This window comes from Paenibacillus sp. FSL K6-2862, assembly GCF_038005125.1.
Taxonomy (GTDB): Bacteria; Bacillota; Bacilli; order Paenibacillales; family Paenibacillaceae; genus Paenibacillus; species Paenibacillus illinoisensis_A.
Genome location: NZ_JBBOSN010000002.1, coordinates 66,820 through 92,384, shown reverse-complemented (window position 1 = coordinate 92,384; position 25,565 = coordinate 66,820). Strand labels below are relative to the sequence as shown.

31 protein-coding genes and 1 pseudogene are annotated in these 25,565 nt (G+C 38.3%); 26 read left to right on the top strand and 6 right to left on the bottom strand.

Annotation, left to right across the window (positions count from 1 at the left end; translation table 11 throughout):
• The first annotated feature begins 190 nt into the window (after nucleotides 1–190).
• The 19 genes from MHB82_RS30330 to MHB82_RS32130 all read left to right on the top strand — a co-directional run bounded on the left by MHB82_RS30330 (nucleotide 191) and on the right by MHB82_RS32130 (nucleotide 15,227).
• Complete coding sequence (locus tag MHB82_RS30330) at nucleotides 191–1,048, top strand: ATP-dependent DNA ligase (protein WP_341176814.1); 858 nt, start codon at nucleotides 191–193, stop codon at nucleotides 1,046–1,048.
• A gap of 592 nt (nucleotides 1,049–1,640) precedes the next feature.
• Nucleotides 1,641–2,174, top strand: a complete 534-nt coding sequence (locus tag MHB82_RS30325; RefSeq protein WP_341176813.1) for a hypothetical protein — start codon at nucleotides 1,641–1,643, stop codon at nucleotides 2,172–2,174.
• 124 nt (nucleotides 2,175–2,298) lie between these two features.
• The gene (locus tag MHB82_RS30320; protein WP_341176812.1) at nucleotides 2,299–3,054 is read left to right on the top strand and encodes a hypothetical protein; all 756 of its coding nucleotides are present in this window, start codon (nucleotides 2,299–2,301) and stop codon (nucleotides 3,052–3,054) included.
• Between the two features lie 1,251 nt (nucleotides 3,055–4,305).
• A complete protein-coding gene (locus MHB82_RS30315) occupies nucleotides 4,306–4,767 on the top strand; it encodes a LytTR family DNA-binding domain-containing protein (RefSeq protein ID WP_341177130.1) in 462 nt (153 codons plus the stop codon).
• Nucleotides 4,768–4,779: 12 nt separating this feature from the next.
• Complete coding sequence (locus tag MHB82_RS30310; RefSeq protein ID WP_341176811.1) at nucleotides 4,780–5,208, top strand: DUF3021 family protein; 429 nt, start codon at nucleotides 4,780–4,782, stop codon at nucleotides 5,206–5,208.
• Between the two features lie 174 nt (nucleotides 5,209–5,382).
• Entirely contained in the window at nucleotides 5,383–6,687 is a 1,305-nt protein-coding gene (locus MHB82_RS30305; protein ID WP_341176810.1) for an alpha/beta hydrolase family protein, read from the top strand.
• A 244-nt stretch (nucleotides 6,688–6,931) separates the two neighbouring features.
• On the top strand, nucleotides 6,932–7,489 hold the full coding sequence (locus tag MHB82_RS30300; RefSeq protein ID WP_341176809.1) for a hypothetical protein: 558 nt from the start codon (nucleotides 6,932–6,934) through the stop codon (nucleotides 7,487–7,489).
• A gap of 36 nt (nucleotides 7,490–7,525) precedes the next feature.
• On the top strand, nucleotides 7,526–7,957 hold the full coding sequence (locus MHB82_RS30295) for an SMI1/KNR4 family protein (protein ID WP_341176808.1): 432 nt from the start codon (nucleotides 7,526–7,528) through the stop codon (nucleotides 7,955–7,957).
• 180 nt (nucleotides 7,958–8,137) lie between these two features.
• The gene (locus MHB82_RS30290; RefSeq protein ID WP_341176807.1) at nucleotides 8,138–8,500 is read left to right on the top strand and encodes a hypothetical protein; all 363 of its coding nucleotides are present in this window, start codon (nucleotides 8,138–8,140) and stop codon (nucleotides 8,498–8,500) included.
• Nucleotides 8,501–9,015: 515 nt separating this feature from the next.
• Nucleotides 9,016–9,735: a DUF1361 domain-containing protein gene (locus MHB82_RS32140; protein WP_445671281.1), complete on the top strand. Its 720-nt coding sequence runs from the start codon at nucleotides 9,016–9,018 to the stop codon at nucleotides 9,733–9,735.
• Nucleotides 9,736–9,881: 146 nt separating this feature from the next.
• Nucleotides 9,882–10,643 (top strand): AAA family ATPase, encoded by a 762-nt coding sequence (locus MHB82_RS30285; RefSeq protein ID WP_341176806.1) that lies wholly within the window; start codon nucleotides 9,882–9,884, stop codon nucleotides 10,641–10,643.
• A 260-nt stretch (nucleotides 10,644–10,903) separates the two neighbouring features.
• Nucleotides 10,904–11,104, top strand: coding sequence for a hypothetical protein (locus tag MHB82_RS30280; RefSeq protein ID WP_341176805.1), 201 nt, complete (start codon nucleotides 10,904–10,906; stop codon nucleotides 11,102–11,104).
• Between the two features lie 9 nt (nucleotides 11,105–11,113).
• Nucleotides 11,114–11,779 carry an alpha/beta fold hydrolase gene (locus tag MHB82_RS30275; RefSeq protein WP_341176804.1) on the top strand — a complete coding sequence of 222 codons (666 nt, stop codon included), beginning with the start codon at nucleotides 11,114–11,116 and terminating at the stop codon, nucleotides 11,777–11,779.
• A gap of 105 nt (nucleotides 11,780–11,884) precedes the next feature.
• Nucleotides 11,885–12,379, top strand: coding sequence for an HXXEE domain-containing protein (locus tag MHB82_RS30270; RefSeq protein WP_341176803.1), 495 nt, complete (start codon nucleotides 11,885–11,887; stop codon nucleotides 12,377–12,379).
• Nucleotides 12,380–12,727: 348 nt separating this feature from the next.
• Nucleotides 12,728–13,045, top strand: coding sequence for a hypothetical protein (locus MHB82_RS30265; protein ID WP_341176802.1), 318 nt, complete (start codon nucleotides 12,728–12,730; stop codon nucleotides 13,043–13,045).
• Between the two features lie 14 nt (nucleotides 13,046–13,059).
• Nucleotides 13,060–13,224, top strand: a complete 165-nt coding sequence (locus MHB82_RS30260; protein ID WP_341176801.1) for a hypothetical protein — start codon at nucleotides 13,060–13,062, stop codon at nucleotides 13,222–13,224.
• Nucleotides 13,225–14,074: 850 nt separating this feature from the next.
• Entirely contained in the window at nucleotides 14,075–14,512 is a 438-nt protein-coding gene (locus MHB82_RS30255; RefSeq protein ID WP_341176800.1) for a hypothetical protein, read from the top strand.
• Nucleotides 14,513–14,645: 133 nt separating this feature from the next.
• Nucleotides 14,646–14,972 (top strand): RNA-guided endonuclease InsQ/TnpB family protein, encoded by a 327-nt coding sequence (locus MHB82_RS32135; RefSeq protein ID WP_445671291.1) that lies wholly within the window; start codon nucleotides 14,646–14,648, stop codon nucleotides 14,970–14,972.
• A gap of 84 nt (nucleotides 14,973–15,056) precedes the next feature.
• Nucleotides 15,057–15,227, top strand: coding sequence for a zinc ribbon domain-containing protein (locus MHB82_RS32130; protein WP_445671290.1), 171 nt, complete (start codon nucleotides 15,057–15,059; stop codon nucleotides 15,225–15,227).
• A gap of 106 nt (nucleotides 15,228–15,333) precedes the next feature.
• Here the strand turns inward: MHB82_RS32130 and MHB82_RS30250 are convergent, their stop codons facing one another.
• The 3 genes and pseudogenes from MHB82_RS30250 to MHB82_RS30240 all read right to left on the bottom strand — a co-directional run bounded on the left by MHB82_RS30250 (nucleotide 15,334) and on the right by MHB82_RS30240 (nucleotide 16,983).
• A complete protein-coding gene (locus MHB82_RS30250; RefSeq protein ID WP_341176799.1) occupies nucleotides 15,334–15,978 on the bottom strand; it encodes a YncE family protein in 645 nt (214 codons plus the stop codon).
• A gap of 9 nt (nucleotides 15,979–15,987) precedes the next feature.
• Nucleotides 15,988–16,203: pseudogene (locus MHB82_RS30245) on the bottom strand (YncE family protein); the annotation flags it as partial.
• Nucleotides 16,204–16,356: 153 nt separating this feature from the next.
• Nucleotides 16,357–16,983, bottom strand: coding sequence for a hypothetical protein (locus MHB82_RS30240; protein WP_341176798.1), 627 nt, complete (start codon nucleotides 16,981–16,983; stop codon nucleotides 16,357–16,359).
• A gap of 213 nt (nucleotides 16,984–17,196) precedes the next feature.
• Here MHB82_RS30240 and MHB82_RS32125 point away from each other — a divergent pair, with 213 nt between their 5' ends.
• Nucleotides 17,197–17,304, top strand: a complete 108-nt coding sequence (locus tag MHB82_RS32125) for a DUF2992 family protein (RefSeq protein ID WP_445671289.1) — start codon at nucleotides 17,197–17,199, stop codon at nucleotides 17,302–17,304.
• Nucleotides 17,305–17,589: 285 nt separating this feature from the next.
• Here the strand turns inward: MHB82_RS32125 and MHB82_RS30235 are convergent, their stop codons facing one another.
• Nucleotides 17,590–18,162: a hypothetical protein gene (locus MHB82_RS30235; RefSeq protein WP_341176797.1), complete on the bottom strand. Its 573-nt coding sequence runs from the start codon at nucleotides 18,160–18,162 to the stop codon at nucleotides 17,590–17,592.
• Between the two features lie 527 nt (nucleotides 18,163–18,689).
• Between MHB82_RS30235 and MHB82_RS30230 the strand changes: the two genes are divergently transcribed.
• The 6 genes from MHB82_RS30230 (at nucleotide 18,690) to MHB82_RS30205 (ending at nucleotide 22,643) form a co-directional block, all read left to right on the top strand.
• A complete protein-coding gene (locus MHB82_RS30230; RefSeq protein ID WP_341177129.1) occupies nucleotides 18,690–19,055 on the top strand; it encodes a DUF4258 domain-containing protein in 366 nt (121 codons plus the stop codon).
• A gap of 119 nt (nucleotides 19,056–19,174) precedes the next feature.
• The gene (locus MHB82_RS30225; protein WP_341176796.1) at nucleotides 19,175–19,408 is read left to right on the top strand and encodes a hypothetical protein; all 234 of its coding nucleotides are present in this window, start codon (nucleotides 19,175–19,177) and stop codon (nucleotides 19,406–19,408) included.
• Nucleotides 19,409–19,490: 82 nt separating this feature from the next.
• Nucleotides 19,491–19,841 carry a hypothetical protein gene (locus tag MHB82_RS30220; RefSeq protein ID WP_341176795.1) on the top strand — a complete coding sequence of 117 codons (351 nt, stop codon included), beginning with the start codon at nucleotides 19,491–19,493 and terminating at the stop codon, nucleotides 19,839–19,841.
• Between the two features lie 133 nt (nucleotides 19,842–19,974).
• Nucleotides 19,975–20,220 (top strand): hypothetical protein, encoded by a 246-nt coding sequence (locus tag MHB82_RS30215; protein ID WP_341176794.1) that lies wholly within the window; start codon nucleotides 19,975–19,977, stop codon nucleotides 20,218–20,220.
• A gap of 634 nt (nucleotides 20,221–20,854) precedes the next feature.
• Entirely contained in the window at nucleotides 20,855–21,493 is a 639-nt protein-coding gene (locus MHB82_RS30210; protein ID WP_445671280.1) for a copper amine oxidase N-terminal domain-containing protein, read from the top strand.
• Between the two features lie 73 nt (nucleotides 21,494–21,566).
• Nucleotides 21,567–22,643, top strand: a complete 1,077-nt coding sequence (locus MHB82_RS30205; protein ID WP_341176792.1) for a DUF3298 and DUF4163 domain-containing protein — start codon at nucleotides 21,567–21,569, stop codon at nucleotides 22,641–22,643.
• A 1,602-nt stretch (nucleotides 22,644–24,245) separates the two neighbouring features.
• Here the strand turns inward: MHB82_RS30205 and MHB82_RS30200 are convergent.
• Together MHB82_RS30200 and MHB82_RS30195 are read right to left on the bottom strand one after the other, a co-directional pair.
• The gene (locus MHB82_RS30200; protein WP_341176791.1) at nucleotides 24,246–24,431 is read right to left on the bottom strand and encodes a hypothetical protein; all 186 of its coding nucleotides are present in this window, start codon (nucleotides 24,429–24,431) and stop codon (nucleotides 24,246–24,248) included.
• Nucleotides 24,432–25,056: 625 nt separating this feature from the next.
• Entirely contained in the window at nucleotides 25,057–25,224 is a 168-nt protein-coding gene (locus tag MHB82_RS30195; protein ID WP_341176790.1) for a YvrJ family protein, read from the bottom strand.
• Nucleotides 25,225–25,565: the final 341 nt, after the last annotated feature.

Below are 25,565 nucleotides of genomic sequence, written 5' to 3'. Positions count from 1 at the left end.
TTGATGAACTTTGAGTAGCTGTACTAGTAATTGAATTATAATTTATTTATGATTTAGTTATATTTCCATATGAAGAGTTAAAGCTTTGTCTCGAAACGAATATGAGTCCATCCATCAAACCAATAATGATCCATAACTTACCGCCTCAATCCCTTAAAGTAAAAAGCTATAATGGGGTAGAGGTGTTTTTATGTTTATCAGTCCTATGTTACTTGAAACAGCACCGGTACCGTTCAGCCACTCGGATTTCATCTTTGAACCAAAGGTAGATGGCCACCGGTTAATATACTCACAACAATCCGGAACTGTCCGGTTATATACGCGTCATCACAATGACTGTACCCGCCAGTACCCAGAACTGGTTTTACCGTTTGACTCTGATATTATCCTAGACGGTGAGGTTGCTTGCACGGATCAAAAGACGGGCTTAAACGACTTTGAGGCTGTAATGAGCCGCTTTAGTACGCGGCAACCTTCAAAGATCCAACAGCTCGCCAGGACACTACCAGTCACATTCGCTATATTCGATATCCTGCAGTACAAAAGTAAGGACCTACGTAACTTGCCACTCCTGGATCGAAAGGCTATCCTACACCGTCTCCTATTGCCATCCTCAAGTTTTGGGATTGTACCGCATATCGAAGGCGCTGGAGAGGATCTGTACACCCAGATAGAAGCTAGGGGGATGGAGGGGGTAGTTGGTAAGCATAAGGCCAGTCAGTACATCAGCAGGCGGTCCAGGGGATGGCAAAAGGTCATCAACTGGTCATATGCTGATGTATTCATTACTGGATACAAAAAGACTGAGTTCGGATGGCTTGTTGCAGCTCCTGATGTATCTGGGAAATTGAGGCCTGCAGGTGTGATTGAACATGGACCGACCTCGAAGCATAAACAGGCATTCCGTGGAGTTTGTAAGCAACTCGTAGTGGAAGAAGACAAGAATCATGTTTATTTACAGCCAAAGATACAGGCAAAGGTCAAGATGAGGAATTGGACAAAGTCCGGCTTGTTGAGAACCCCTGTGTTTTTAGATTTCATTTATTAAAAAAACGTAGGCCACGAGGTCTACGTTTTTCTTAAAAAATAGAAAAATTAATTGCTGCAGCATACAGCTCATGGAGAAGTAATTAGGTTAATTCAAGTGGTATATATAGATATGCTTTTAAACCTAAACTTAATTATCATCTAGCTATGCACTGTTAGCTGAAAATCAATTTACATATTTGCTTTAAACATGTGTGCCAGAAAGCGCCTTGAACTGTGCTGAGCACACGGACTATGACTCCTTAAGGTTGTCGAGGAAACCGATACTCTTAGATTAAAAGTTCTCTTTTCTGAGCATATCTCCTGACACGGACATCATTCCATTCTCCAAATGCAACAAATAAACTAAATCGTTTAATATTATAAACCAATTAGTATATTTATTGCATTTCTTATGTTTATCTAAGTCACTTTGACAACAAAAGGCTTATAACTTTAGGTAAACGATATATATATAGGCTCAACTATATCCTATAAAAGCCGCTTAATAGGAAGCGGTATTTTGCTATTCAACAAATGGACAGGTTAGTTTAATGACAAGGAATTAAACACCTCATATAGAATACTTTATCTCTAAAAGGGAGGGGAACACATTGCATAATAGTATGAATATGAGACAATTTATTGATATGACAGTTAAAGAACAATGTTCAGTAGTATTTAAAGTTAATAATCAAGATGAATTTTTCCGTGGTGTTTCTAAAGAATTAAATGAGGGCTCCCTATTTGTTCAAGCAGAAGAAGGCATAAACTTTAAATTTGAAATGGATGACATCATTGAGATTTATGCTGTCAAATCTTCGTCTCCAGGACATATTGGGATACAATCCCCCAGTTTGATGAGAGGTAGCAAAGATGACCTTGGAAACCTTGTACTCCTATTTGAAGGTTTAAATGACGATGTAAAGAAGCAAATTATCTTTTCTTTATCCAAAGTGCTGGGTAAGCAAGTGATCATTTCGAAAATGGATATGACTTCATACAATTCATCTGAAATTGAAATGATTGCTAACACAATAAATGGATATATACTCACTATTAGAACACAGGATATTTTTCGTTCGAAAATTTCTAAATCATACAACAATATGGATTTACCTCTAAAGACTTATTTGGTGCAGGGTTAGATCATTAATCAACTAACGGGAAACGATTGTTCAAGAACAAGTTAAATTCTACTGTCGCGTATAAGGAAAAATATAGGTCAGTTGTGGATGTATTTTATTATTATTTAGATAGTGAGGTATTAATATGAACTCCGAGTATAAGAAGCCTAAATTGCTGCAACAACTTATGGAATGGGAAAGATCATTTGCACATGAGGTTGAATATCTCGAAGAACCATCAGGTCTTTTTCTCGGGTTAGACTACAGTCAAGATGGTTACTTTTGTACTCCAGTAGACAGCATTCCATTTGCTAGAACGGGTGGGGATGGAATACACTTCGCACTCCTAACCGATTTTGGAGGGGTTAAAGATTTAGAGGAAGCTGTAGTCATTAGAGTGTCTCCTATGGATACCGAACGCGTTCGAATAATTGCAAATAATATCAATGATTTTTTTGCACTACACTTTTACAATGAATCGTTAGCATGGAACGAATTCCAGAGCGAGGATCAATATTTAGATCACCTGAAGGAAGAGCAGACAATGGATAGAAATTCTGAATGGTTTGATTATGATCGGTGGAAATTTGAAAAAGGAAAAGTATTAAATGAAGTGAAGAATAAGTTCAATATTCTACCTATAGAACAGCCTTTTTCTTATATCAAAAATCTTCGCTTTGAAAGGTCATTTCAGGTAAGTGTAAATACTCTTGATTCAATAGGTATCAAACAATTCATGCCACGAGCATCAAATGAAACTATAGAATTATTAGCCCTCGTTCGGCATCTTCAATACACTTTCTCTGGTGATAAGGAGTTAATTGACGAAATTGCTAAGGATCTACGCATATTAGGTTATCATCATGAGACTGACTCACTAATTTCTCGTCTATTAATTTAAGCAAGAATATTGACTTTTTACGTACAATCTTATAGGCATCTGTTGATGAACAACCTTATGAGTCGCTAAATCACTTTGAGATGTAGTCTTTTGGTTTTCACTTATTAGCTCCGTTTATGTCATATTTATTTCGTTTGATAAGAGAGTGAAATCCATTTTTTATTCGAAATAGAAGGGTTATTTTCATGTTCACAGTTAAAGTTGGAATAGATCAAAATCGAAATAAACTATGCTTGAATTTATAGCTTCACATGAGGAGATGTCAGGGGAATACGAAAAGAGAGTCCTGGCAGGTTTACGATGGATGATACATAAAATGGGACTTCAGAAACATCTATCCTCTGAAGTGCAGAGCATCTTTAACCATGATCATTCAAGGATTTATTAATGAATGTACGAAGAATTTCAAAGAAAATTGGATTGAACAGTGGTTTCGCAGTGGCTATAATTACAGTTTTGGATCTATTTAAAATTTTGAATTTAGAATTTCCAACTCCAAAAAGGACTAACAAGTCGTTAAACTAGCGGGAAACATGTGCCTTAACGCGCTTTAACTTTGCTGTGCACAGAGACTAAGGACGTTACGGTTCGGGATGTTACAATGCACAACCTATCGCCCTGTTATTAAGCTATATGTCATATGTAGATACCTTTCCCGCTTCCATCTCTTGTCAAAAGGGCTACGTCAGTAGCTCTTTAGGAACTCAGCACTTGTTCAAGCTCTCGGTGCCATGTCACGTTGAACCCCAGCCTCTTTTGTTCCATCTGTGGAACCATCACCAGTATTGATGATCTCAAATAAATTCTTGGGACAAATTTACGACTCAAAAGCCGCCAAGCACTCGAGAAGAATAAACCTACAAGTATATTTAAGAACAGAAGAAGCCCGAAGTGTACATTAAAAACTCTTCTTATTGCGTATTTCTCCTACACCGGACATCATATCTCTCTCCAAATATAATAAATATACCAATTCGTTTAATACGAAAAACCAATTAGTCTATTTATTATATTTCTTATATTTTTCAAAGTCACTTTTACAACAAAAGGCTTACAACTGCAGGAAAAAAATATCTAGGCTCAAATAGTACTAAGAAATAAGTTAATACACTTCTTAGAGGGAGATTTGCTATTCAACTAACGGGCAAGACTCGAATATCAATCACTGTGTGACACATAGTAATAGAAGAACACAAAGCGGTCAAAAGTGATTTCGTTGTATAATGCACACATAAACGTTAACAAGTTTTAATTCGATTTTTTGAGGGTGATTTTATCAAAATTTCCATCGAAGTAATAAACCGGACAGAAGAAGAGGAGATCCGCATCAGATGTCACCAGGTAGACGATGAAATACATGAGCTCGTAAATAAAATAAAAACCGAAACATTCATTATACTGGGTTATCAGGAGGGGAATATCAGCCGTATCAAAATGAGTGATATTTACTACTTTGAAGCTGTTGATGGAAAAGTGTTTGCGTATTGCAAGAACAGCGTTTATGAAGTTAAACAAAAACTTTATGAACTAGAGGAACTTTGTAAAGAGAAATATTGCTTTCGCTCTTCTAAATCCACCATTCTAAATATAGCTAAGATTTCCAGTATTCATCCAACGATCAGCGGCCGTTTCCAAGCATTATTGGATAACGGGGAGAAGGTAGTCATTTCACGGCAGTATGTACCAATGCTTAAACACATACTTGGATTATAGAAGGAGGCATATATGAAGTATTCCGGGCTTATTAAAGAAATACTTAGAGATTTCTTACTTATATTCGCCTCCATCATGATAATCATCACTACTTTGCGGCAAATCTATGCTCCTGATGCAGGGTTCGAATTAAAAATGATTTTTATAATTATGGCTTTCTCATTTTTAGGTGCTTTGACCGGAATCATTTTATATACGCCGCATGCGATTAGCGAGAGTAAAATGCGCTTCCGAGTGTTTTTGCATTTCTTTATTCTAGAAACCCTATTAATTTCTGTGGCTGTCCTATTAAATCTTGTAAACGGCACCTTTAGCATACTCTTATTGGCTGTGGAAATAGCCGCCGTATACGGAATCGTTCGCCTACTGACATATATGAATGACAAGAAGGAAGCTCAAAAGATCAACGAAAGACTGAGAACATTCAAAAAAGAGGTATAGAGACACAAACTGCTCCCAAATAAAGTTGTATTCACAGCGTAAGTACACATAATTGCGTTGTTTTTTTACAACTTATTGGCTCTCAGCTACAGCTTATCGTTTGTGCATATACACCTCCTCTTCCATTTATTATGATGAACTCATAAAAAGTTGGAGGAGGAGCAGAACAGTCTTATGGAGATTTTAATACTTGTTGTTACATTGGTCGTCGAGCTGGCTTTAGCCGTTTATTCCATTGTAACTAAGCAAAGCAGGCACAAGTTAAAGAGTTGGTCCAGGATCGCAATGTTTATAGGATTCATCATGCTGAGCTTGGGGAAAGTTGTCATATGGGAATACACTTGGGTGCTGTTTGCAGGCCTGCTCTTTTTATTAGCGTTCAAGGGAATGGTTGTGCTCCTGCGTGAACAAACACGTACTCCGAGTTATAAAGCTTTTTCTACGATATTGAAATTCCTATCCTTAGCACTGACCATAGTCGTTACCCTTGTTCCTGTTTTACTTTTTCCACAGTTTAGACTACCGCAAGTTACAGGTCCTTATGAAGTGGCGACCGCAACTTACAGTTACGTGGACCAGAATCGTATCGAAGAATTTACGGATCAGAAAGAACATCGGCTTGTTAACGTGGAATTTTGGTTTCCCGAACAGGCACACGGAACCTATCCTTTGCTTATGTTCTCCCATGGAGCATTCGGGATTAAAGCAAGCAATACTTCTACCTTTACTGAACTTGCAAGCCACGGTTATGTCGTCGTTTCAATAGATCATCCCTACCATTCTTTTTATACCGTTAATGAGGATGGGAAGGTTACAACAATTAATCCCGAGTACATGCAAGAAGTCAACAATGCAAATAAAGGGGTTTATTCGCTTGGTGAGTATTTCGAGCTTACTCAAAAATGGATGAAACTGCGAACGGATGATATGAATTTTGTCATGAATACGATCCTGGAACAAGCCGAGCAAAAAAAAGACTTGGTATATAATCGCATCGATACAAAGAAAATAGGAGTGTTCGGTCATTCTATGGGAGGCGCGGCAAGCGTAGCACTCAGCAGGAAGCGCGATGATATTGATGCGGTAGTAAATCTCGATGCCCCGTTCTTTAGCGAGCTTGAGTTCAATAAAGAACCGAATGAATTAACTGCAAAATCCGAAGCTTTCACCACTCCGCTTCTTAACGTTTATTCAGATGATGTGTGGATACAGCTCGAGAGCAGTTCTTCGTATATTGCGAATAGTTTTTCGAATGAAAATTTTAAAGACGCATACAACGTTCATTTCAAAGGTGCAAAACATTTAAGTTTAACTGATCTACCTTTATTCTCACCTGTATTGGCAAACCTCTTGCAGGGAGGCAGAAAGGTAAATATTGATAAATACTATGTGATTGAAACTCAAAATGAACTTGTACTTCGATTTTTTGACTATGCTCTAAAGAATAAAGGTCAGTTTGCTCCGCAAGCAACGTATTGAGTATCTGTTCTATAGTTAGGACTATAGGGAGCTTGTACTCTTGTTCCGTTTGAACTAACAGGAAACTATAGCTCAGAAAGCAGCTGATCAATGTGATCGGCTGCCTTTATTTCAACTCATAGGCAGGATATTCAAAATCCAGAAAAACGCAAAGGTGTGGAACCAGTGCTTTGCTTGTTCAACTAATGGTCAAGCTCTTTGGTTTAAGGACTCTTTATACTAAGGCATGGAAAGGAGTTTACAGGTGGACGTAATCAATATAATACCGCAAGTTGGTATCGGCCCTTTTCGTTTGGGGATGAGCAAAGAAGAAGTGGAAAGAACTTTTCGTAATCTGGACCATTGGAGAGATGATGATGGTAACTCCAATAATCCTAGCTATATCGAGATACTGTTTATGCGCGAAAATTTCGAATTCGATGCTAATGACCGAGTGAAGTTCATTCAATTGATGAATCCTCACTATTACTTGAGTGATTTCTGCATTCCCTGTCTTTTTCAAGGTGTGGATGTCTTTACAACCAAGGCAGAGGTTTTGATTGAGTCGCTTAGAAGAACGTACCCAATGCTCGGAGATGATGATCCCAGAACGGGATTTTCTTTTGTGATTCAAGAACTTGAGATGAGTTTCTGTCGAGAAGGCATTATGAATGATGATCTTATGAAAGATATGTTGTTTTTGCAAATGAGCGAAGAGAACCAGGAGATTGAGAAGAGGTATTTCTACTTTACTACCGTTTCGATTGGGACATCGGGTTATTTCGATTTTATGGAAAACGATATAACAGAATCAAAAAGTTAAGTAGATGCAAACTAACATATTTGGAGGTGAACCATTATGTGGAAAAATTACTTTCAGGGAATGTCAGCGGAGTGCACGTTCAACACACCCACAACAAAAGATGAAATTGACAAGGTAGAGAGCTTGCTCAATGCGACCCTCCCCCAGGAACTGAGAGAAATCATGTTAGAGACCAATGGGGTAAAGGGGAGCTATGATCTTGGACTAATTTGGCCATTGGACCGCATTATTAATGAAAACAGACATTATAGAGATGGTTTTTTAGAAGAGTATTATATGCCATTTGAAAACCTAGTCTTCTTTGCAGAGGGTGGTATTGGTGATTTGTTCGCGTTTCCAGTAGCCCAAGATGGAGTTTGCAGAGATGACGTGTTTGTATGGAATCATGAAAATGATAGCCGAATGTGGGTGGCACCTTCAGTCACTAAATACGTGGAATGGTGGTTAAATGGGATCATACAGATTTAGCTTTATGGATCGTAGCAGAAACTCTGGCGTAGGCCTTTGAAGATATTAAAAAACTCCAAGCTATATCTAACTTTCCAGTATCTACTCTTGTTATATTAAGTAGATCTAAAGAAAGGATGATCAGTACTGTCAACTCTATAGTTAGAGAATTTAACATCGAAAAGGAGTGAATCTCGATCTATGAAGGTAAAAAAAACAGTACCGTTTGTACTTGCTGGGATTATTACTGTGAGTGTTTTAGCAGGGGCTACTCTAAGTATTTATGCTAGTAACAACGATGATGATGAAGGTAAAACATATGCCCTGCCGAGTCCTGCTCCTCATAAAGAATTAAATACTGAAAAGGAAATGGAGATCACTGATGTTAATAATCCAAACAATCCTTACTTTCATCCTCCAGTAGAATTATCAGAAGAGGACATCAAGAGAGGTCAAGAAAAAGTCGACACTATAGTTAATCCTTATGGAACTTTTATCAAGGTAGACAAGAAGGACTCCTCTATCTCCGAAAAGGAAACTGTACTTAGAAGATGTCACCGCTGATACCAAACAGATTCTTCATTACGGCAATTACTTTGTGAAAAGCGATTCCTAGAATAGAAAGAAAAATAATCTTACCCATGCATTAGAAATATGTTTGATGGGAATGACGAAGTCTCATTAAGCTAACGGGAATTTTAATTCAAAAACAGTAAGGGCAACTGGACGATTGGTTGCTGCTCCTTTTTCTTTAAGCTAACGGGCAGGTTAATTGAACAAGTACATATTATAATTCTGGATATTCAAATGTTAATGACTGTTCGTTTACATTCCTGTCTGGATGCCTTGCTGGAAGCGGACTATATGACGTGTTTGAACTGGTTAGCATTACGGATTACCTACAGAGGCTAAGGGAAATTGGTGTGAACTTAATATATATTGAGAATGGACGCTTATAGAAAGATTCTTTTAAAGTGTTTCTCAACAGTAGCTCATCCTGATAAGACACACCGCTTTAGTACGAACCTTGGATATAATGGAGAATACGACAGGGAAATGTAAATCCCCATGGAAAGGGAATGGAAAGCAACGAAATGAATGATAACAAACATCCTGTTCAAGATTTTCGATTTATTCTAACCTTGCTTATGGTTACATTATGTTGTTTAGGCGTTGCGATGTATTTACGTCTCAAATCAGATACGAATATGTATCAATTTTTAACCTGGGATATATTCCTGGCTTGGGTACCATATATCATTTCATCATGCATTAGATATACATTCAATAAGAAAGTAACGAAATTAAGCTTGATCTGGATAGTGCCGATGAGTGCGGGTTGGCTTTTTTTCCTGCCCAATTCGGCCTACCTTTTCACTGAAATCCTACATTCATTCAGATATTTCGATAATCAAGGAGAAGCCCAATTCTGGATCAATATTGATTTTTGGTATAGCCTCACCTTAACATTCGCCGTAGCCATACTAGGCTTACTTCTCTCGACGTGCTCGATCATTCAAATACATGATGTATTAAACAAATTGTTCAGTAAGTACATTAACATGATGGTTGTAGGCGTTATTTTACTGTTGAGTAGTTTGGGCGTATACATTGGGAGATTTAACCGATGGAATTCATGGGATGTATTGTCCAAGCCTTGGGAAATTGTTATGGATATAGTGAATGATTTCATTGCAAGGAACGACATTGTAATTGAATTTGTGGCCATTGTATTTGTAATTCAAATATTTGCATACGTTATTGTATCCTTATTGACTGCAAGGTCTAGTAAAGAATGAAAATTGCTCGTTATTTAATCTAACGGGCAGGTTAGTTTCAATACATGGATTGATTTGATGGAGTAAGCTCAAGGATGAGACATGAGTCAGTGTTTGCCAACAAAGGTAAGGAGAACGATTAAAGGCATATAAGGGAGTGAACGATATTGAATGTACAGCATCCCTATTTACGACAAATTCAACTCAAGAGGCAACAAGTACCCACTTATACTCGTTACCCCTTTGATTTGGCGGTCATTCGAAACTTAAATACTCTTGATTTCCACCCTAAGGTAACCTACATCGTAGGTGAAAATGGGATGGGCAAATCAACACTGATGGAGTCCATTGCTGTCGCATGGGGATTTAACCCAGAAGGTGGGACGATCAACTTTTCCTTCTCAACTCAGGCTACTCACTCGAGCTTATATGAGTATATACAATTGATTAGAGGTCCGCGACGTCCGAGAGATGGTTTCTTCTTCCGGGCAGAAAGTTATTATAATCTAGCCACGACGATCGACGAATTGGACAATCAACCTTCATCCGCTCGCCCGATTATAGAATCGTACGGTGGCAAGTCCTTGCATGAGCAATCGCACGGAGAGTCGTTCTTTTCCACTTTCATTCATCGGTTCGGAGAAAATGGACTATATATACTGGATGAGCCTGAGGCTGCATTGTCTCCTCTTCGCCAAATGGCGATGCTGACACGAATCCATGAACTTGTTTTGCAAAACTCTCAATTTATTATTGCGACCCACTCCCCAATCCTTATGGCATATCCAGATTCGATTATTTACAATCTAAAGCCGGATGGCATTGAGGTCCAAGTATTGGAAGAAACCGACCATTTTATGATTATGAAAGAGTTTGTGAATAATAAGAATAGGATGCTCAGAGAGTTATTCGAAGAAGCTCAAGATTAAATCCTTTGCTACTCCATGGAACCCCAAATCTCAAGAGAGATCGTTCTAAACGAAGCGCTCTATTGTCAAGATGAAAGCTCAATAATACAAAGATAGCAGCTGTTCAAGATGATCGGCTGCTTTTGTTCAACTAACGGGCAGAACCCCACATTTTCAAAGTGATGATGAATTCGTCAAAAGCCAATTCATTTAACGAGAATGATTTAAACGAGTGTTCTTAAGAGTGAGTATACATCTCTCTTCATGAAAGGGGCAAAACGATGGAGCGATATAAGAACTCGTCTGGAAAGATGCTAATCCATGATTCATATAATAAGCTGTTACACGCGTGGGAAACGGATTTCGAAGAAAGAAATATCGAAACGACGTATGGATTAACACATATCATTATTGCCGGTGACCGTTCAAATCCTCCGCTGATGCTTTTTCATGGAACTGCAGATAACTCGGCCATGATGTAGATTTATAATATGAAGGACTTGTCTAAGGAGTTTTATGTCATCGCAGTAGATGCTATAGGTGGATCTGGGAAAAGCGAACCGAATAATGAATATTGGAGATCATTCAATCAAATAACCTGGATTAATGATATTGTAACAGCTTTGGACATACAAAACTTCAACATTTGCGGGGTTTCATATGGTGCATATTTAGCTTATTACTACACATTGAAAAGACTTGATAAGGTGAATAAGGCAGTCTGCCTAGCAGGTAGAATCCCAAGCAATTCATTTGAAGTGATGCTAAAAATGATGACAGCCTTTTTGCCAGAGGCTCTATTTCCATCTGAAAAAAATTGTACAAAACTACTGAATAAATTGAGCGGGCCTCATCGTTCTACATTTCATAACAACGAGCTCCTAATGAAACATTGGTACTATCTGCTGAAGTACTTTAATAACAGATCGATGATGCAACACAAAATTAAAATACATACGGATGAGGAGATAGCTGAGTTGAGAAACAAGGTGCTGTTCCTGATCGGTCAATACGATAGATTGTCGAACTATCCGAAAGCCATAAGGAGACTTAAAGACAACCAGATGAACTACAAAATCATCCCTGATGCAGGCCATGCGATTAATCATGAGCAGGCTGATCTGATCAATATGGAGGTTATTCACTTTTTACATTGAATGAGCTACAGCCGGACAGAGGGATCAAAAGATTATATTCTTCTTTGAGGTATAATTCTTATTTAATTAACGATGCGAATTACTTTAAGGGTGGGGAAAAGGTATATGGACTATTATCTCGTAGTATTATTTTGTTTTGCTATTACACTTCATAATATCGAAGAGGCAATTTGGTTGCCTAAATGGTCACAGCAATCCTCAAGGTTTCAAAAGCCGGTAACTTCAAGTGAGTTTCATTTTGCTGTTATTCTTATAACTATTCTGGCTTATTTATCTGCATTTTGTTTTTTAGTTATGCCAGAATCAGATTTTGCGAAGTGGATTTTTATAGGATTTTTAGGTTCTATGATTATTAATGCTATTTTTCCACACCTTATTGCGAACGTATTTTTGAAAAAGTATGCACCTGGACTTCTAACTGGTTTAGTACTTAACCTTCCAATAAATTCATTCATTATTTATCGAATGTTATCAGATAATTTAATTGTTTGGAAAGAATTAATCATATCAACATTTATAGTAGGAATTATTTTATTGGCACTAATTCCTTTTTTATTTAAAATTGGTGGCAAAATAGCTCGGCTGCCTTCGTTCAAGTAACGGGCAGAGTAAAGTAAAACAGGGAACCCTGTGGAGTGAAGAATAAAGAATGAACAACACTTTTTAATCTGGAGGTGCCCGTTTGATTAATTGTCCATATTGCAATATTGCCGATGACTTCAGCCATGAAGTCTTCATTAGCAATGAAAAATGCATATATACTTTGCTAAAAGAACAAGAAATAAAGGGTGCTGGTATCATAGTACCAAAAAAATACATAGAGAATATGATACCGTATTTGAAGCCTTAACCAAATAAGACTTAAAAAATCTTACGATAAAGCAAGGTTGGGCAAATTTTAACTGGAGCTTAGAGTTTTCTGATAAGAATAAGCACGTCATAAAACTAATGGTACAAGGATCTCCTGAAATCCAGGGGCTGATCTCCTTCGAAAAATCTGAAGGATATGTCAGCATTTCCTTGGTAGAGAGTGCCCCATGGAATATTGGTAATGAAAAACAGTTTATAGGGGTGGGGGCTCACTTGTTTGCTATCGCCTGTAAATACAGTTTCGATCAAGGATTTGATGGTGTCGTTGCGTTCACAGCGAAAACCAAACTTCTTAAACATTATCAGGAAACGTTAGGCGCTGTAGTTATCGGGGGCCATCTTATGGCAATTGAAACTCCACAGGCTCATGTACTGGTAAGCAAATACTTTGAATGAGGTAGGTGCACATCATGAACAAGATAGATAAATACATTGAGGCTTTTGAAGAGGCCGGAAACATTGGAAACGGTGCATTTGTCGTTCCTCCTCAAAACGACCTCGACAAACAAGAACGTGACCGTCTGGTGAAGGAGTACCTTCAAAATAAGAAGGAAAAGGCTTCTCAAAAAGGTTAACCCTAGCAAGACATTATTCCCTCAGGAAATTTAAATATAAAACTTAGGCCTAGCATATTATTGCTAAGCCTTTTCTATTTGGATGGTAAGAGGTTCGCGTAAGAATCCGGTACAGTCCTACACCATAAATAATCAAAACGAGACGATTGCGATCGTAGACGATTGATACTCAAAGCTGCCGTAAATGAAGGCGGTGCGCATCAAGTTACATCGACGGCCCCGAGGGATGATTAATTCGACGACGATTTCTATATCCGTTTGCACCGCGGTACTCCTAAAAAAGATGAATCAAATAATTAATCATTAAGCTAATGGGGAACAATAGCTGATACATCTAATAAAGCAGCTGATCCCTCTGATCGGCTGCTTTTGTTCAATTAACGGGCAGGATAGTTTAATACTACGTCATGAAGATGTCATAATAACAGCCGCTAGTAGAATGGCTTGTGGGAGAACCCTCTTGAATCGGTACAATCGTTTTTGCAGAAGTGCAGCAATTTCCTGACTGCTCCTTGGTATTAAGCTAACGTGGAAAAAAAATTCACCAAAACTAGAGGGAGGCCGCAGATCATAATACTCTGCTGCCTATATTCAACTATCGACAAGTTAGTTGAATAACAGGAAATTTAGGTTGTAGTGTATTTGAAATTATCTACAACATCAGAAGGTGATCAGTTTGATAATGAATCCAGAAAAAGATTAAGTTTTGCCACTTACGTTTTACTTCAAGTCGAGTTTTATGCTCTCAAACTGACTAACGACCTCATGGAGTAAAAAGGAATTAGCGTCATTTTTATTCTAATGATATAATTCAACGCCTATAAAATCATTTGGAGGTTATTAATAAATAATGAAAAAAATCATTGTTGCTATAGGTATTGCTGTTTTTGTTATAGCAATTCTCTACACTATAATATCTACAAATAACTACCGACAAGTAGTGTCTTTAAATGAGCAGATGAAGGATCATATGTATTCCTCGTATATTCAAAATATGAAGGAGCTGAAAGATGAGTTAGGACAAGGGATTAGCAATGGAGAGTTTGGTGAGCAGGACATCGTCAACTTAAATAAGACGAGAACGAGAATCGATGATTATTTTTATGCTTACCAAGTGTCGCTATTTCCATTAAAAGAGGATAAATCCGAGGAGTTCCAAAAGATAAGAGATATATATGCTCGATTTAATGAAGTGCTTCCTAAAACAATTACTAGTCAGGATCTCGTTGAACTAAATAACTCTTATAAAAATATTCGCGAAATTATCGATGAAGCGGTACAAGAGTAACATCTTACTCAGAGAAGTAAAGACCCGAATTAAAGTGAAGATGCATCGTTGCTTCCACAGAAAAATCAAATCCTGCACCATTTCCAAAACAGCGTTAGGGAGATACTTTGCTTCCTAGTTAGTTAAAACCGAGATTGTCCCCCTGCCACGAAGCGAAAACAAAATCGGGGTCGATCTGGGACTCAAAGACTTTGCCATTCCATCGACGGGTGACGTGATTACCCATCCTAAACACCTTCGTCGTTCGGAAAAACGTTTAGCTTGGCTACAAGGAGAACCGTCCAGGAAACAGAAAGGTAGCCGAAATCGGGACAAAGCACGCATAAAAGTTGCTCGACTTCACAAGAAAATAGCAAACCAGCAAAAGGACTTTTTCCACAACGTGTCGACCTGGATGATTCGCAGTAACCAAGTGATCGTCATGGAGGACCTGCGTGTGAAGAATATGATGAAAAATTAGAAGCTGGCGAAAGCCATATCTGAAGTCTCGTGGAGCATGTTTCGCTCGATGCTCGAATACAAAGCCGCTTGGTATGGGTGAACGCTGATTATTGCACCGAAGAACTATGCCAGCAGTCAGCTATGTTCATGCTGTGGTTACAAAAATGTGCAGGTAAAAAGTCTGGCTTTGCGCGAATGGAAGTGCCCATCCTGTCAGACAGTACATGATCGGAATCAGAATGAGGCCCTCAATCTACTGCAACTCGCCAACTAAATGACATACATGGGGTGAGGAACTCGCCCGTAAGCTTGGGTAAACTTGGGGCATTTGCTCTATTGACCAAGAAGCCCCCCACATCTTTGGGATGGGGGGAGTTCACTTAAGGATTCACTCCTATAGCAACAGGATCAGTTCCTACGGGTACAGTAGAGACAACTGTGTTGGTAATTCCGTTAATGACTGAAACGTTATTGCTTGACCCTGTTACGTAAACTGCGTTTGTTAAAGGATTCACAGCGATGCCTCTTGGTGGTGAACCTACTGGCACAGTAGCGACCACCGTATTTGTGATTCCGTTAATGACCGTAACGTTACTGCTAACCAAGTTTGTCACGTAAATTTGGTTCGTATTAGGATTCACATCTATGCCTTCTGGAATAGACCCTACTGGCACAGTAGCTACAACTGTATTTGTAATTCCGTTAATGACCGAGACGTTATTGCTGCCGCGGTTTGCTACGTAAATCGCATTTGTTAAAGGGTTTACCGCTACATAAAATGGTTGAACTCCTACGGGTACAGTAGCCACGACTGTATTGGTGATCCCGTTAATGACTGAGACATTGTCACTGTTTGTATTTGATACGTAAATTCGGTTTGTGATTGGATTCACAGTAAGGTACTGAGGGGTAACTCCTACTGAAACTGTAGCGATGATACTGTTAGTAAATCCGTCAATGACGGAGATGTTATTACTACTTGCATTAACATTATAAATTCGATTGGTGACTGTATTTATATCCACACCGAATGGACTTCCTCCTACCAGGATTGAGGCAATTACTGTGTTCGTAGCCCCGTCAATAATAAAAACGGTATTACTGGTCTGACTCGTTACGTAAATTCGATTCGTAATTGGGTTTACACCAACACCTTGCAGTTGTGGTCCTACTGGAACAGTAGCAATAACCGTACTGGTAAATCCGTCGATGACGGAGACATCACTACTAAGACGATTGGCAACATAAATCCGGTTAACGGCGGTTGGAATAGCAGGACCCGTTGCGCCAGTTACACCCTGAGGTCCCTGGGCTCCCGTGGCACCAGTTTCTCCTTGGAGTCCTTGTGGCCCCTGCGTTCCTGTGGCACCAGTTTCTCCTTGGAGTCCTTGTGGCCCCTGCGTTCATGTGGCACCAGTTGCACCTTGGAGTCCTTGTGGTCCCTGTGCTCCTGTGGCACCAGTTTCTCCTTGGAGTCCTTGTGGTCCCTGCGCTCCTGTGGCACCAGTTTCTCCTAGAAGTCCTTGTGGTCCCTGTGCTCCAGTGGTACCCGTTGCACCTTGGAGTCCTTGAGGTCCCTGTGCTCCAGTAGCACCGGTTACTCCCTGAGGTCCTTGAGGCCCTATTTCAGTACCTAAAAGCTCATCTGATACAATTCGATGAGCAGCTACAACTGTCCCAGAAGAACTTTTACCCCATAAGGAAACTTGGGTTTCTCCTTCTGCTACTCCACCTGTGGTAAAAACGAATTCAAAAGCGTTGTAATTTGCAGTAAAGTCTCTGGTTAAAACCACATTTGGTTCTATTAGCACTAATTCTTGTACGTATAGGGTTCTGGTACCGTTTAAATAAAACCCTTCAATTAGTATGGTCGAGGAGCTTGCAACATTTCGGTTATCAATTTTGATTGTGACAAATTGAGTGGGTCTTATACCACTTACAGGATTGTTAGCGATGGGGCCGGTTGACAATACAGCCATTGGGGTAATCACTCCGATCCAGTTGATTGTATAGGGTTCCAGTTGATCCAAAATTACTAGGACCTCTTTTGTAATGTATTAATGAATCGCCTTATATGCTTGTTTGTTTAACCCGTTATGCAAATCAATTATCTTATTACTTATTTATCTGCTAAACAAATTGGGCATGCAAACTTAATGCTCTTACCCTCGAAATATCCATCACTTCAGTTTATAAAGAGGAAGTAAGTTTGAGGCTTACCGTAGTGTTTGATAAAAAGTTCTGTGTTCTGGATTAGTGTGGTTGAGCGGGAAGAGCAGGGGAATTTAAAAACTTGTCGTCATATTAGTGGTAACGAACCAAAGGATCCTAGGAACTCCAAAGAAAAATGAATAAATGTGTAAAAATATCAAATAAATGAACGGAAATATCAACTCAGAGTTCATAATACTAGGAGAAACTAGGGGCAAGTAGACAAATAAGAAACTAGTACCTCGAAGGAAGCACGTATATAAAAAGTGCTTCCTTTTTTCTTAATCTAATTTTTTCATTGTGAGCGAGGCAGACGTCTTTATTATAAGGGGAAATAGATTTGAGTTTGATAGATCAAAATTAGAGGACGTAGGTTAGAGATACATGAAAATTCACCGCGATGATTTCTTAATTTGGTTTTGTAGTTAGCTTTTTTCTTCCTGTAATCCTTGCACAGAACGCGTATCTTGAACATCTTTGTTGGCACGTTTTTTACTCTTTCGACTACGCTCTAATAATTTGGGCTCATAGTACGCACGCATAACAATTTCATGAATTTTGATGTACCTTCCCGTGCTTTTTATCAAACCCATCTCTTCAAACACTTTTAATTTTCCTAGATGGCGATCTTGTTTAATGGTTCCTGGACGCAATCCCCACTTCGGCTCCGCTTCATTGGTAACCATGACCTTGTCCATTGCAGACATACAATTTGTACACAGGGTCATATGAATAGGTCGGGTTCTGTTATATTGATAGTTTAATTGGACCGGCTCCTCGGACTCTTTAATCCAATTATTGCACTCTGTACATTGCTTTTCTGTCTTTAAGAAGGTAAACCGTTCGAGCCTAAAACGTAAATCATTCAACTGATGATTTAATAAGCTCTGTACAATATAATTAATTTCTGAGGGGAGATTTTCACTGATTTTTTTATAATCCTCAATAGTTCCTTCAAGATCATTCATCTTTTTGCGCATATCTTCTACGATGGACATATTCTAATCCTCCAAAACACTAATAATAGACTAATTCGAACTTTATTATATACTAATTCGCATATATATTTAATACGGACGCTTAAATATATTCCTGGAGGGGGAAAAGTTATTAAATTAATCGTTTAGAACCGTATATTGAACCGTATTTTCCGAAAAAGGCTACTTTATCTTCCTACAGGGTAGGGATCTCAATCAATGTGTTTCTAACACGATTCGAATTTGGACGAACCAGCCTCGTTGCAGAGAGTAAAGCAGAATTTCTTCAAGAACTTCCCTTGCAAGACTAGTCCTGATTCCCTATTGTCCATTGTTTTCGATTCCTTTATACTGTGAATATTACGATTAACGATTCATTTTCTCGGCTGAAGCATCGGCTGTAGATGGAGCATGTTGTCTACCAGACAACTCATAGAAAATTGCCTTGGAGTAAATGAGAGTGTGACTATTCTAGTCATGCCTTTTTTAACATCCAGGGCTTTTTTGCGTTTAAAAATACTACTTAGGGGGCTACAGCTTTGGACCACATGCAGAAATTCTGGTTGGATGAAATGGAACGAATTCTTAAAGGCGTTAATAAAATCGATGGGTACATCACTACGATTTCTCCACACTATATCCACGACCGTTTAAACAATCCGGATTATCCTAACCGGATCTTTGACGAGCTTGATATTGTATGGGCCATTGCCCACGGAAAAATCGTTGAAGGGTTTGATTCAGGGGAAAAAGGCAGAAATCCTGAACCTGAGCGAACTGTGATGGGACCGGCTACATCCGGAGATTGGATTGTCATCATTATGCTGATGAAGACAGATAAACGTTTCATCGTAAAAACCGTTTATCCTGTGAACAACAATCCGAGATACACGAAGTACATACTAGAGCCTTAGAACATCTATACTCGCGGTAAAACCTTTGGAGAAAATGAAGTCTCATGATAAAATAAGGTCATTGGAGGGATGCACAAATGAGCTCTCAATGTGACCGGTGTAAAAAGGAGATTATACATATGACAACAACAAGCGAGCGCCCATTTAACGGTGGGACTTTAATTGTTACGGATGTACCTATAACAAAATGTGATTGTGAAGAAGAGGTGCCTCTTGCCGATAGTGCCCTGATGGCTGGTTATGCTAGAATGCTGACTACGCATAACATCGTCGGTAACGTTACCGTATCCCTGAAGGATATTGCGAAAAACTTTTCTCTTCAGGACTTCTTGCCACGAAACGCTGCTTTGTAGAACATCAATTGAATCTGGAGATTAAAGGATACTGCCTGGTGCAGTGTCCTTTTTTCATTGCCTAAAAACGGGAGGAATCAATGTGATCATTAAAAGAATCGATATTAAACTGAGCGTAGAGAATCTCGTCGGTGGTCTAGCCATCGTCCAGTTTGAGGAAGAGGACACGGAGCTTTGTTTCGATTTTGATGTCGTTATTCGTAATGAGTTGCTCGTAATCGTCGGTAAACGTAAAGAGGTTCCGGAGAACACAAGCACTCAATTGGAAAACCAATTGATCATGTTATTCAAGAATAAGAAAGTCCCTCGCACCATCGGCTCATACACATTCAGGGCGCCAGCAGTAAAGGAGGCCATCTACGTTGGCCAGTCTTTCCGTGGGATTCTCCCGATCGGAACCATAATCAACCATGACCTGCGAATTGGAGCGTGAATCAGATTCGAATTCAAATGATTGCATTCAAGTGGCAGGTGGGAGCTTCGATAGGAGCCGTTAATGCTGTTATCCGTTAGATTAGCTTTAAACTCGTAGATTAAAGAGAAATCTACATAGAGGAGGGGTCATAATGGCCATGTCTGAGGTTCAACAAGAAAATATTCTTACATATGTGAACAGCTTACCTTCGGATATCGGAGACAATATTATTCAATGCATGAATAGATGGTCCAAAGGGGAACAGGCTTATGGATACATCCATCCCGTACAGGTTTGCAGCAATCTGCTGGCTTTACAAACCAGGATGCCTTTTCTCAGCGATCAACAGGCAATGGATCTGATGATTCTGAAGATTTACCTACAACAGACCACTTAATAGGAGGGATTTAGATGAGCAAATACATCGGACAAGTTGTAACCACTTTTTCGGGAATGAAAGGATCGGAATTAGTTAAAGGAAGAGTTGTCGCTTAAACAGAAGTACTCAGACTCTGTATGTCCTGAACCCGCAAATTGGACGTGAGACTTCTGTAATGATTCAGGAAGATACCCTGGTGAAGGTTTTGACGAACTAATCACATTTCACCACGTTCCATCGCCTAAAAAATATTAAATCTGAGGAGGGAGCCCTTCTGCCGAGTACTTGAGGCAGATGCCTCCTCGGTTTGGGCGATATACAATGAACATGAACAACATTCAAATGATGAGATTACAATTCCAGGCTGCACGTCGTAAAAAGCTACGGTCTTATACGGTGATTGGCCGTATCCTGTCTCGAAGTTAGTTGTATGGGATTCATCATGGAGCTTATGAGAGACTCTCTATTAACTAAAACGATATGTTTACTTTACTGGTCTCCCAAAAGGGCTGACATATTGGATAAATACTATATGAAATAACAGAGTAGATGATAAGCCATCTGCTCTGTTATTTTGTCTATATAACCACTGTTTTACTGTTCCAATAGTTCATTTGGTATGATACTATGAGGGAAATAGTTCCTTAGGAGGATGTTTATAGTGAATAAGAAAACAATTATCACTACTTTGGTCTCTGTGTCTCTTCTTTTAAATGCATCCACTGTACTGGCTCATCCAGGAAGAACGGATGCAAATGGTGGTCATACTTGCTGGACCAATTGTGCAAAATGGGGACTGGAATACGGGGAATACCACTATCACAATGGAGGAAGCTCTTCGTCCAGTTCTACTAAATCTTCTAGTAGTTCTTCATCAAGTAACTCTAGCAATTCACCAACTACAAAAACAACGAAACCTAAAGAAACTAAGCCTCAATATACGCATTCAAACCTAAAGGTATATATCAATGAAAAGAAAGTAGATTTTACAAATAAACCTTTACAATATGAGGGGAATAATTTGGTTCCTTTACGTGATATTAGTGAAGCACTTAAAGCCTCTTTTGTATATTTTCCTGAGAGTGGAACAATCGGCATTACCAAAGATAAACACAAAGTGACTTTAACGTTAGGAAGTAAAAAGGCTTTTTATAATGGAACTAGTAACACATTAAGCATTGCTCCAAAAGTTATAAACGGTGTTACATACATTCCCGTACAGTCTATAAAAGGCTTGGGTGCATCCATGGCATTTGATTCAGGTAAAAACACTTTAAACATCGAGATTTAAATCAAGTACATGTATAAATATTAAAGAATTTTCCCACTTCAGTTAAAATCAAAAATTCGAGGAGTTTGAAAGCATGAAAAGTAAGATAATTTCGGGTTTTGTTCTAGTACTTTTATTTGTTTTATTGTCACCAAGTCCTAATATCGAAGCAGCTAGTTCCATCTCAATAAAAACCAAAATATACACATACAAAGGCCAACAATATGTTCAGATCATTGGTGGGGATAAAAAAGTATCAGAAAAAATCAATAAAACCCTAAAACTTCATGCTGTAACAGCAGCGAAGGAAAATGCAAAATTGAAAAAGAACCAAAAATACTATTACCATAGTACAACCGCCAAAACCAAATATGTATCCAATCAACAGTTATCAGTCGTATTTGAGGACTCTCATTATGATGGAGGGGCTCATGGTAATGAAGTATCAACATCATACAACTTTGATCTGAAAACGGGGAAACAACTTTATTTAAATGATGTCGCTCAGACCAATCAACAAAAATATAACCTTTTTGATGGAATTGAAGCTGGTATTAAATTAAATAAGAAGGCTTACCCTGATGTATTTCAAGGATTTCCTTTAACTAAAACAACAAGTTTTTATTTTTACAAGGACGGTGTTGTCATCTTATTCAACCCCTATGAAGTGGGGCCATATGCAGCCGGCTTTATCGAAGTAAAAGTGCCTTTCAAGAAAATTAATGTTGCATCCGACATGCCCATGTTCAATCTTACCAAGACAACGGTTACGACATTGAGCAAAGGAACGATACCAGGATTTAAAGGAGTTCAACTCGAACAAACCAAAGCAGAAGTTACTCGGATTCTAAATACGACTACAAAAGAGTCATATTATGAAACCGGTGGGCTGTTTTGGATCTTAACAGGGATTGACCATGCATCATTTAATTTCGATGAAAGTAATAACCTAGACCGTCTAAGAAATGTATACTTGAGCTCCAAGGCATTTCCAATGAAAACATTTAAGGACGTAGAACAAATTTTAGGGAAAGCTGAGCGGTATGAAAGCTCAATTTATTTAGGTGACACTATGATTCACTACACGCTTGGTAATATTTCACTTGAATTCAGCACAGACTCGAATGATGAAACAGAAACTGTAAGTGAGATTATGATATCAAAACGATAAACATATTTTGAGCAAGGAGCTGTACCTAAGTTGCATTAATTGAAAGGGTAATACATGATGGTCGAGAAAATATAGCAAATTCATTTGTATATATAGAACTCCTACCAAAAGAGCACGTAGAAAAACATAAATTTTACTTAGCTGAACTAGAAGATGAGAAGAAGTGGACACATCCATTTGAAGGATGGGTCCACTTCTTTTTTTACATGTAGTCAAAGAACATTATTGTAACGCAGTCAGCTATTTGAATACTTCTTGTTTCCTAGAAGAGGTATGCATCATAGTATTATTCAAAATTTTCGACAGCAAAAGGTTGTTAAATAAAATTTAAATTACCTATATATATGAGAATGTAATTAAGACTTATCTATGCAGGGGAATGACGCTATAGAGTAAGTCACATTCCTTAATTACATGTGAAAAAACCTCTACAAAATGTAGAGGTTTTTTCCAGTAAAAGTATACATACCCACAAAGAAACATATATAATGAAGTCAAATAATATAAGGTAGGTGCATCATTTGAATAGTACTAACCCAGGATTACAACAACTAGGAAGATTTATGATTTCCAATGTATTTACTGCATTAATAGGCGCTGTCTTGTACACCATTCTGATTTTTACTGAACCGCAAACTGACGGCGGGATGGATAATACATTTTCAACTGGACTGTTCTATATATTTATGATTATCTTACCGGTTTTCTGCCTATCCATAATAATCACATCGCTAATCGTGTGGATAAGAGATCGGTTAAAGAATAAATTTAGTACCTTTAGTTTGATACTATTCTATCTGTTGGTTGCAATCAATCGTATTTAGTGTTTTATTTTATTTCATACACCAATCTATCTTTCAAACTAATGTCATATTGGGACTGACAGCACTATTACCACTCATGATCTTTGGTATTCTATATGAAAAAAACATTACAAAAGCACGTAAGAGGTCATAATGATGTATTGTATCTGTGTTTAAGACAAGATTAATTAGAATCTTCAAATAATTCATTTAACAGGTAACGATAGCCTATAAAAAGAAAGCAGCTGATGGAAACTGAACTGCACCCCAATTGTTAGACACCAACTAGCAATTGGAGGTGCAGTTTTTTTGTCAAAATTTATTTAGACTTGAAGATAGAAGCTATTCATCAATATTTATCAGGAAATGACGGGATTAAAAGAATTGTGAATTCCTTAGGAATGAATCATGAAGTCCAAACTTATGTGGATCAAGCAATACGAATATCACATGTTTAAAAACTTTTGAAAAACCTAACATAAGGAACGGATAATTAACTCCATGCCTGCTTGTTTCATAATGTTCTGAATATAGTTTGGAACGTCGTAAAAAGTATTCTTGAATGGAGCTACGAGGCCATTTGTATCACTAAGAACCTGGAAGACAGTTCTTCTTTCTCCTTTTGATAAAGCAGCATGTTATCCGGACTTTGCGGGCTCACTGCGATCAATTGGCCCCCAGTGCTTCAATTTCCGGAAGTATTTTCTGATAGCTTTTAAGCTGACTGTTAGAGATCGGACACCATCCAACTCGTTAGAATGTCAAGATAACAGTTCCTTTGGACAGTTCATCATAAAGGTTAACCGTTTGTCCAAAGCATTTTAGAGTGTGAAATCCTTAGCTTTTTGTCCCTCTTGCTGACCAGTAGCTTACGCTGGAATTCTGCATCTCCTGGATTTGCCGGAACATCTCCCGCTTGAATCTCCAAAGGTTTAATCGCCATAAATTCCTGATTTGCTATTGCTAAATCTTGAGTTAATGACATGTATTGCTCCTCCTTATTATGACTAATTGTAATTTGCCGAAGCATAGCAATGCGGCATATTGGCTTTGAGTATGACTCAACCTATCGAGTGATAGCCAAAATCTCATGAACTCGCGAGGGTAGAGAGGGTGTACTCTCCTATTGATCTTCCATCATCGTTATCAAAGCCTTAATTTTTCTTCCTTCTTTCCTGCATCTTTAGGCAGATATCTTAGTTGATGAGTTGTCGTATGTATTGAGCCTACTTGCCTGCGCAAATGGATGGTTTGGGCTGTCTAACCTACGGTAAGAAAGGCTAGAGAGTGGCCTGGAGAGCCAAGAAAAATAGGTGAACTCAGTTCAGTGACTATGGGGTTGCCGTCTGGAACATGGGTCAGAATTTCGGTAACAGTCGGCAACATCAGCAGAAACGCCATCAGGCTAAGGCAAAGTTGTTTCAAGGTATTGCCGGTTCGCCCAAATGATCGATTTTATAGTTAAGGAAGCAATCCCACAAAAAAGGACGCACCTGATTACTCAGGGCGTCTTTCTGATTTCCAAAGCGAACACAACGATAACAGCTAGCTTATCGTCATGTTCACTAAAGACGTAACACCACGAGAAACAATAAAAGTAAACCGTTTGATCAAGGTAATTTCTTCTCTTTAATTAATTCAATTAACTCCTTTAAAGTTTGATCTAATCGTTCAAATTTTTCCTTGATATTGTCCATTAAATACTTTAATAACATGAATGTAATCACTACGGGGAAACCGAAATTAGGAACTAATTGTATAATACTCTCCATATCCATAGTTACCCTCCCTTCCAATAATAAAGGAAAAATAACATACAAACTTACAACTTTTAACTGGATGATTATGGTACTTTATAGTAAAATAAATAAGAACAAATGTTCCTGTTTGGTTGTTAAATAATTCCGTAATTTACCTTTATATGTAGAGGTGATTCTAATGAAAACTATACAAGAAAGGTACAGAGCTGAATTAAAAAAGTTGGCTTGGAGGTTGCAATACCGATGTAAAGTTACGTCTAACAGAGAGTACAGTATGGTATTTGACCTTAACTCTATTGAATCTTTTGAAAACCAATGTGTTTCAAATTTTCATGTTCAGGAAATATTCCAACTCATTC

Bases quoted from the DNA above. Each gene is read 5' to 3' on its own strand.
- MHB82_RS30330 (WP_341176814.1), top strand. From the start codon at position 191: ATGTTTATCAGTCCTATGTTACTTGAAACAGCACCGGTACCGTTCAGC.
- MHB82_RS30320 (WP_341176812.1), top strand. From the start codon at position 2,299: ATGAACTCCGAGTATAAGAAGCCTAAATTGCTGCAACAACTTATGGAA.
- MHB82_RS30310 (WP_341176811.1), top strand. From the start codon at position 4,780: ATGAAGTATTCCGGGCTTATTAAAGAAATACTTAGAGATTTCTTACTT.
- MHB82_RS30305 (WP_341176810.1), top strand. From the start codon at position 5,383: ATGGAGATTTTAATACTTGTTGTTACATTGGTCGTCGAGCTGGCTTTA.
- MHB82_RS30295 (WP_341176808.1), top strand. From the start codon at position 7,526: ATGTGGAAAAATTACTTTCAGGGAATGTCAGCGGAGTGCACGTTCAAC.
- MHB82_RS30290 (WP_341176807.1), top strand. From the start codon at position 8,138: ATGAAGGTAAAAAAAACAGTACCGTTTGTACTTGCTGGGATTATTACT.
- MHB82_RS32140 (WP_445671281.1), top strand. From the start codon at position 9,016: ATGGAAAGCAACGAAATGAATGATAACAAACATCCTGTTCAAGATTTT.
- MHB82_RS30280 (WP_341176805.1), top strand. From the start codon at position 10,904: ATGGAGCGATATAAGAACTCGTCTGGAAAGATGCTAATCCATGATTCA.
- MHB82_RS30275 (WP_341176804.1), top strand. From the start codon at position 11,114: ATGAAGGACTTGTCTAAGGAGTTTTATGTCATCGCAGTAGATGCTATA.
- MHB82_RS30270 (WP_341176803.1), top strand. From the start codon at position 11,885: ATGGACTATTATCTCGTAGTATTATTTTGTTTTGCTATTACACTTCAT.
- MHB82_RS30265 (WP_341176802.1), top strand. From the start codon at position 12,728: ATGGTACAAGGATCTCCTGAAATCCAGGGGCTGATCTCCTTCGAAAAA.
- MHB82_RS30260 (WP_341176801.1), top strand. From the start codon at position 13,060: ATGAACAAGATAGATAAATACATTGAGGCTTTTGAAGAGGCCGGAAAC.
- MHB82_RS30255 (WP_341176800.1), top strand. From the start codon at position 14,075: ATGAAAAAAATCATTGTTGCTATAGGTATTGCTGTTTTTGTTATAGCA.
- MHB82_RS30235 (WP_341176797.1), bottom strand. From the start codon at position 18,162: ATGTCCATCGTAGAAGATATGCGCAAAAAGATGAATGATCTTGAAGGA.
- MHB82_RS30230 (WP_341177129.1), top strand. From the start codon at position 18,690: ATGCAGAAATTCTGGTTGGATGAAATGGAACGAATTCTTAAAGGCGTT.
- MHB82_RS30225 (WP_341176796.1), top strand. From the start codon at position 19,175: ATGACAACAACAAGCGAGCGCCCATTTAACGGTGGGACTTTAATTGTT.
- MHB82_RS30215 (WP_341176794.1), top strand. From the start codon at position 19,975: ATGGCCATGTCTGAGGTTCAACAAGAAAATATTCTTACATATGTGAAC.
- MHB82_RS30210 (WP_445671280.1), top strand. From the start codon at position 20,855: ATGTTTATAGTGAATAAGAAAACAATTATCACTACTTTGGTCTCTGTG.
- MHB82_RS30205 (WP_341176792.1), top strand. From the start codon at position 21,567: ATGAAAAGTAAGATAATTTCGGGTTTTGTTCTAGTACTTTTATTTGTT.
- MHB82_RS30200 (WP_341176791.1), bottom strand. From the start codon at position 24,431: ATGTCATTAACTCAAGATTTAGCAATAGCAAATCAGGAATTTATGGCG.
- MHB82_RS30195 (WP_341176790.1), bottom strand. From the start codon at position 25,224: ATGGATATGGAGAGTATTATACAATTAGTTCCTAATTTCGGTTTCCCC.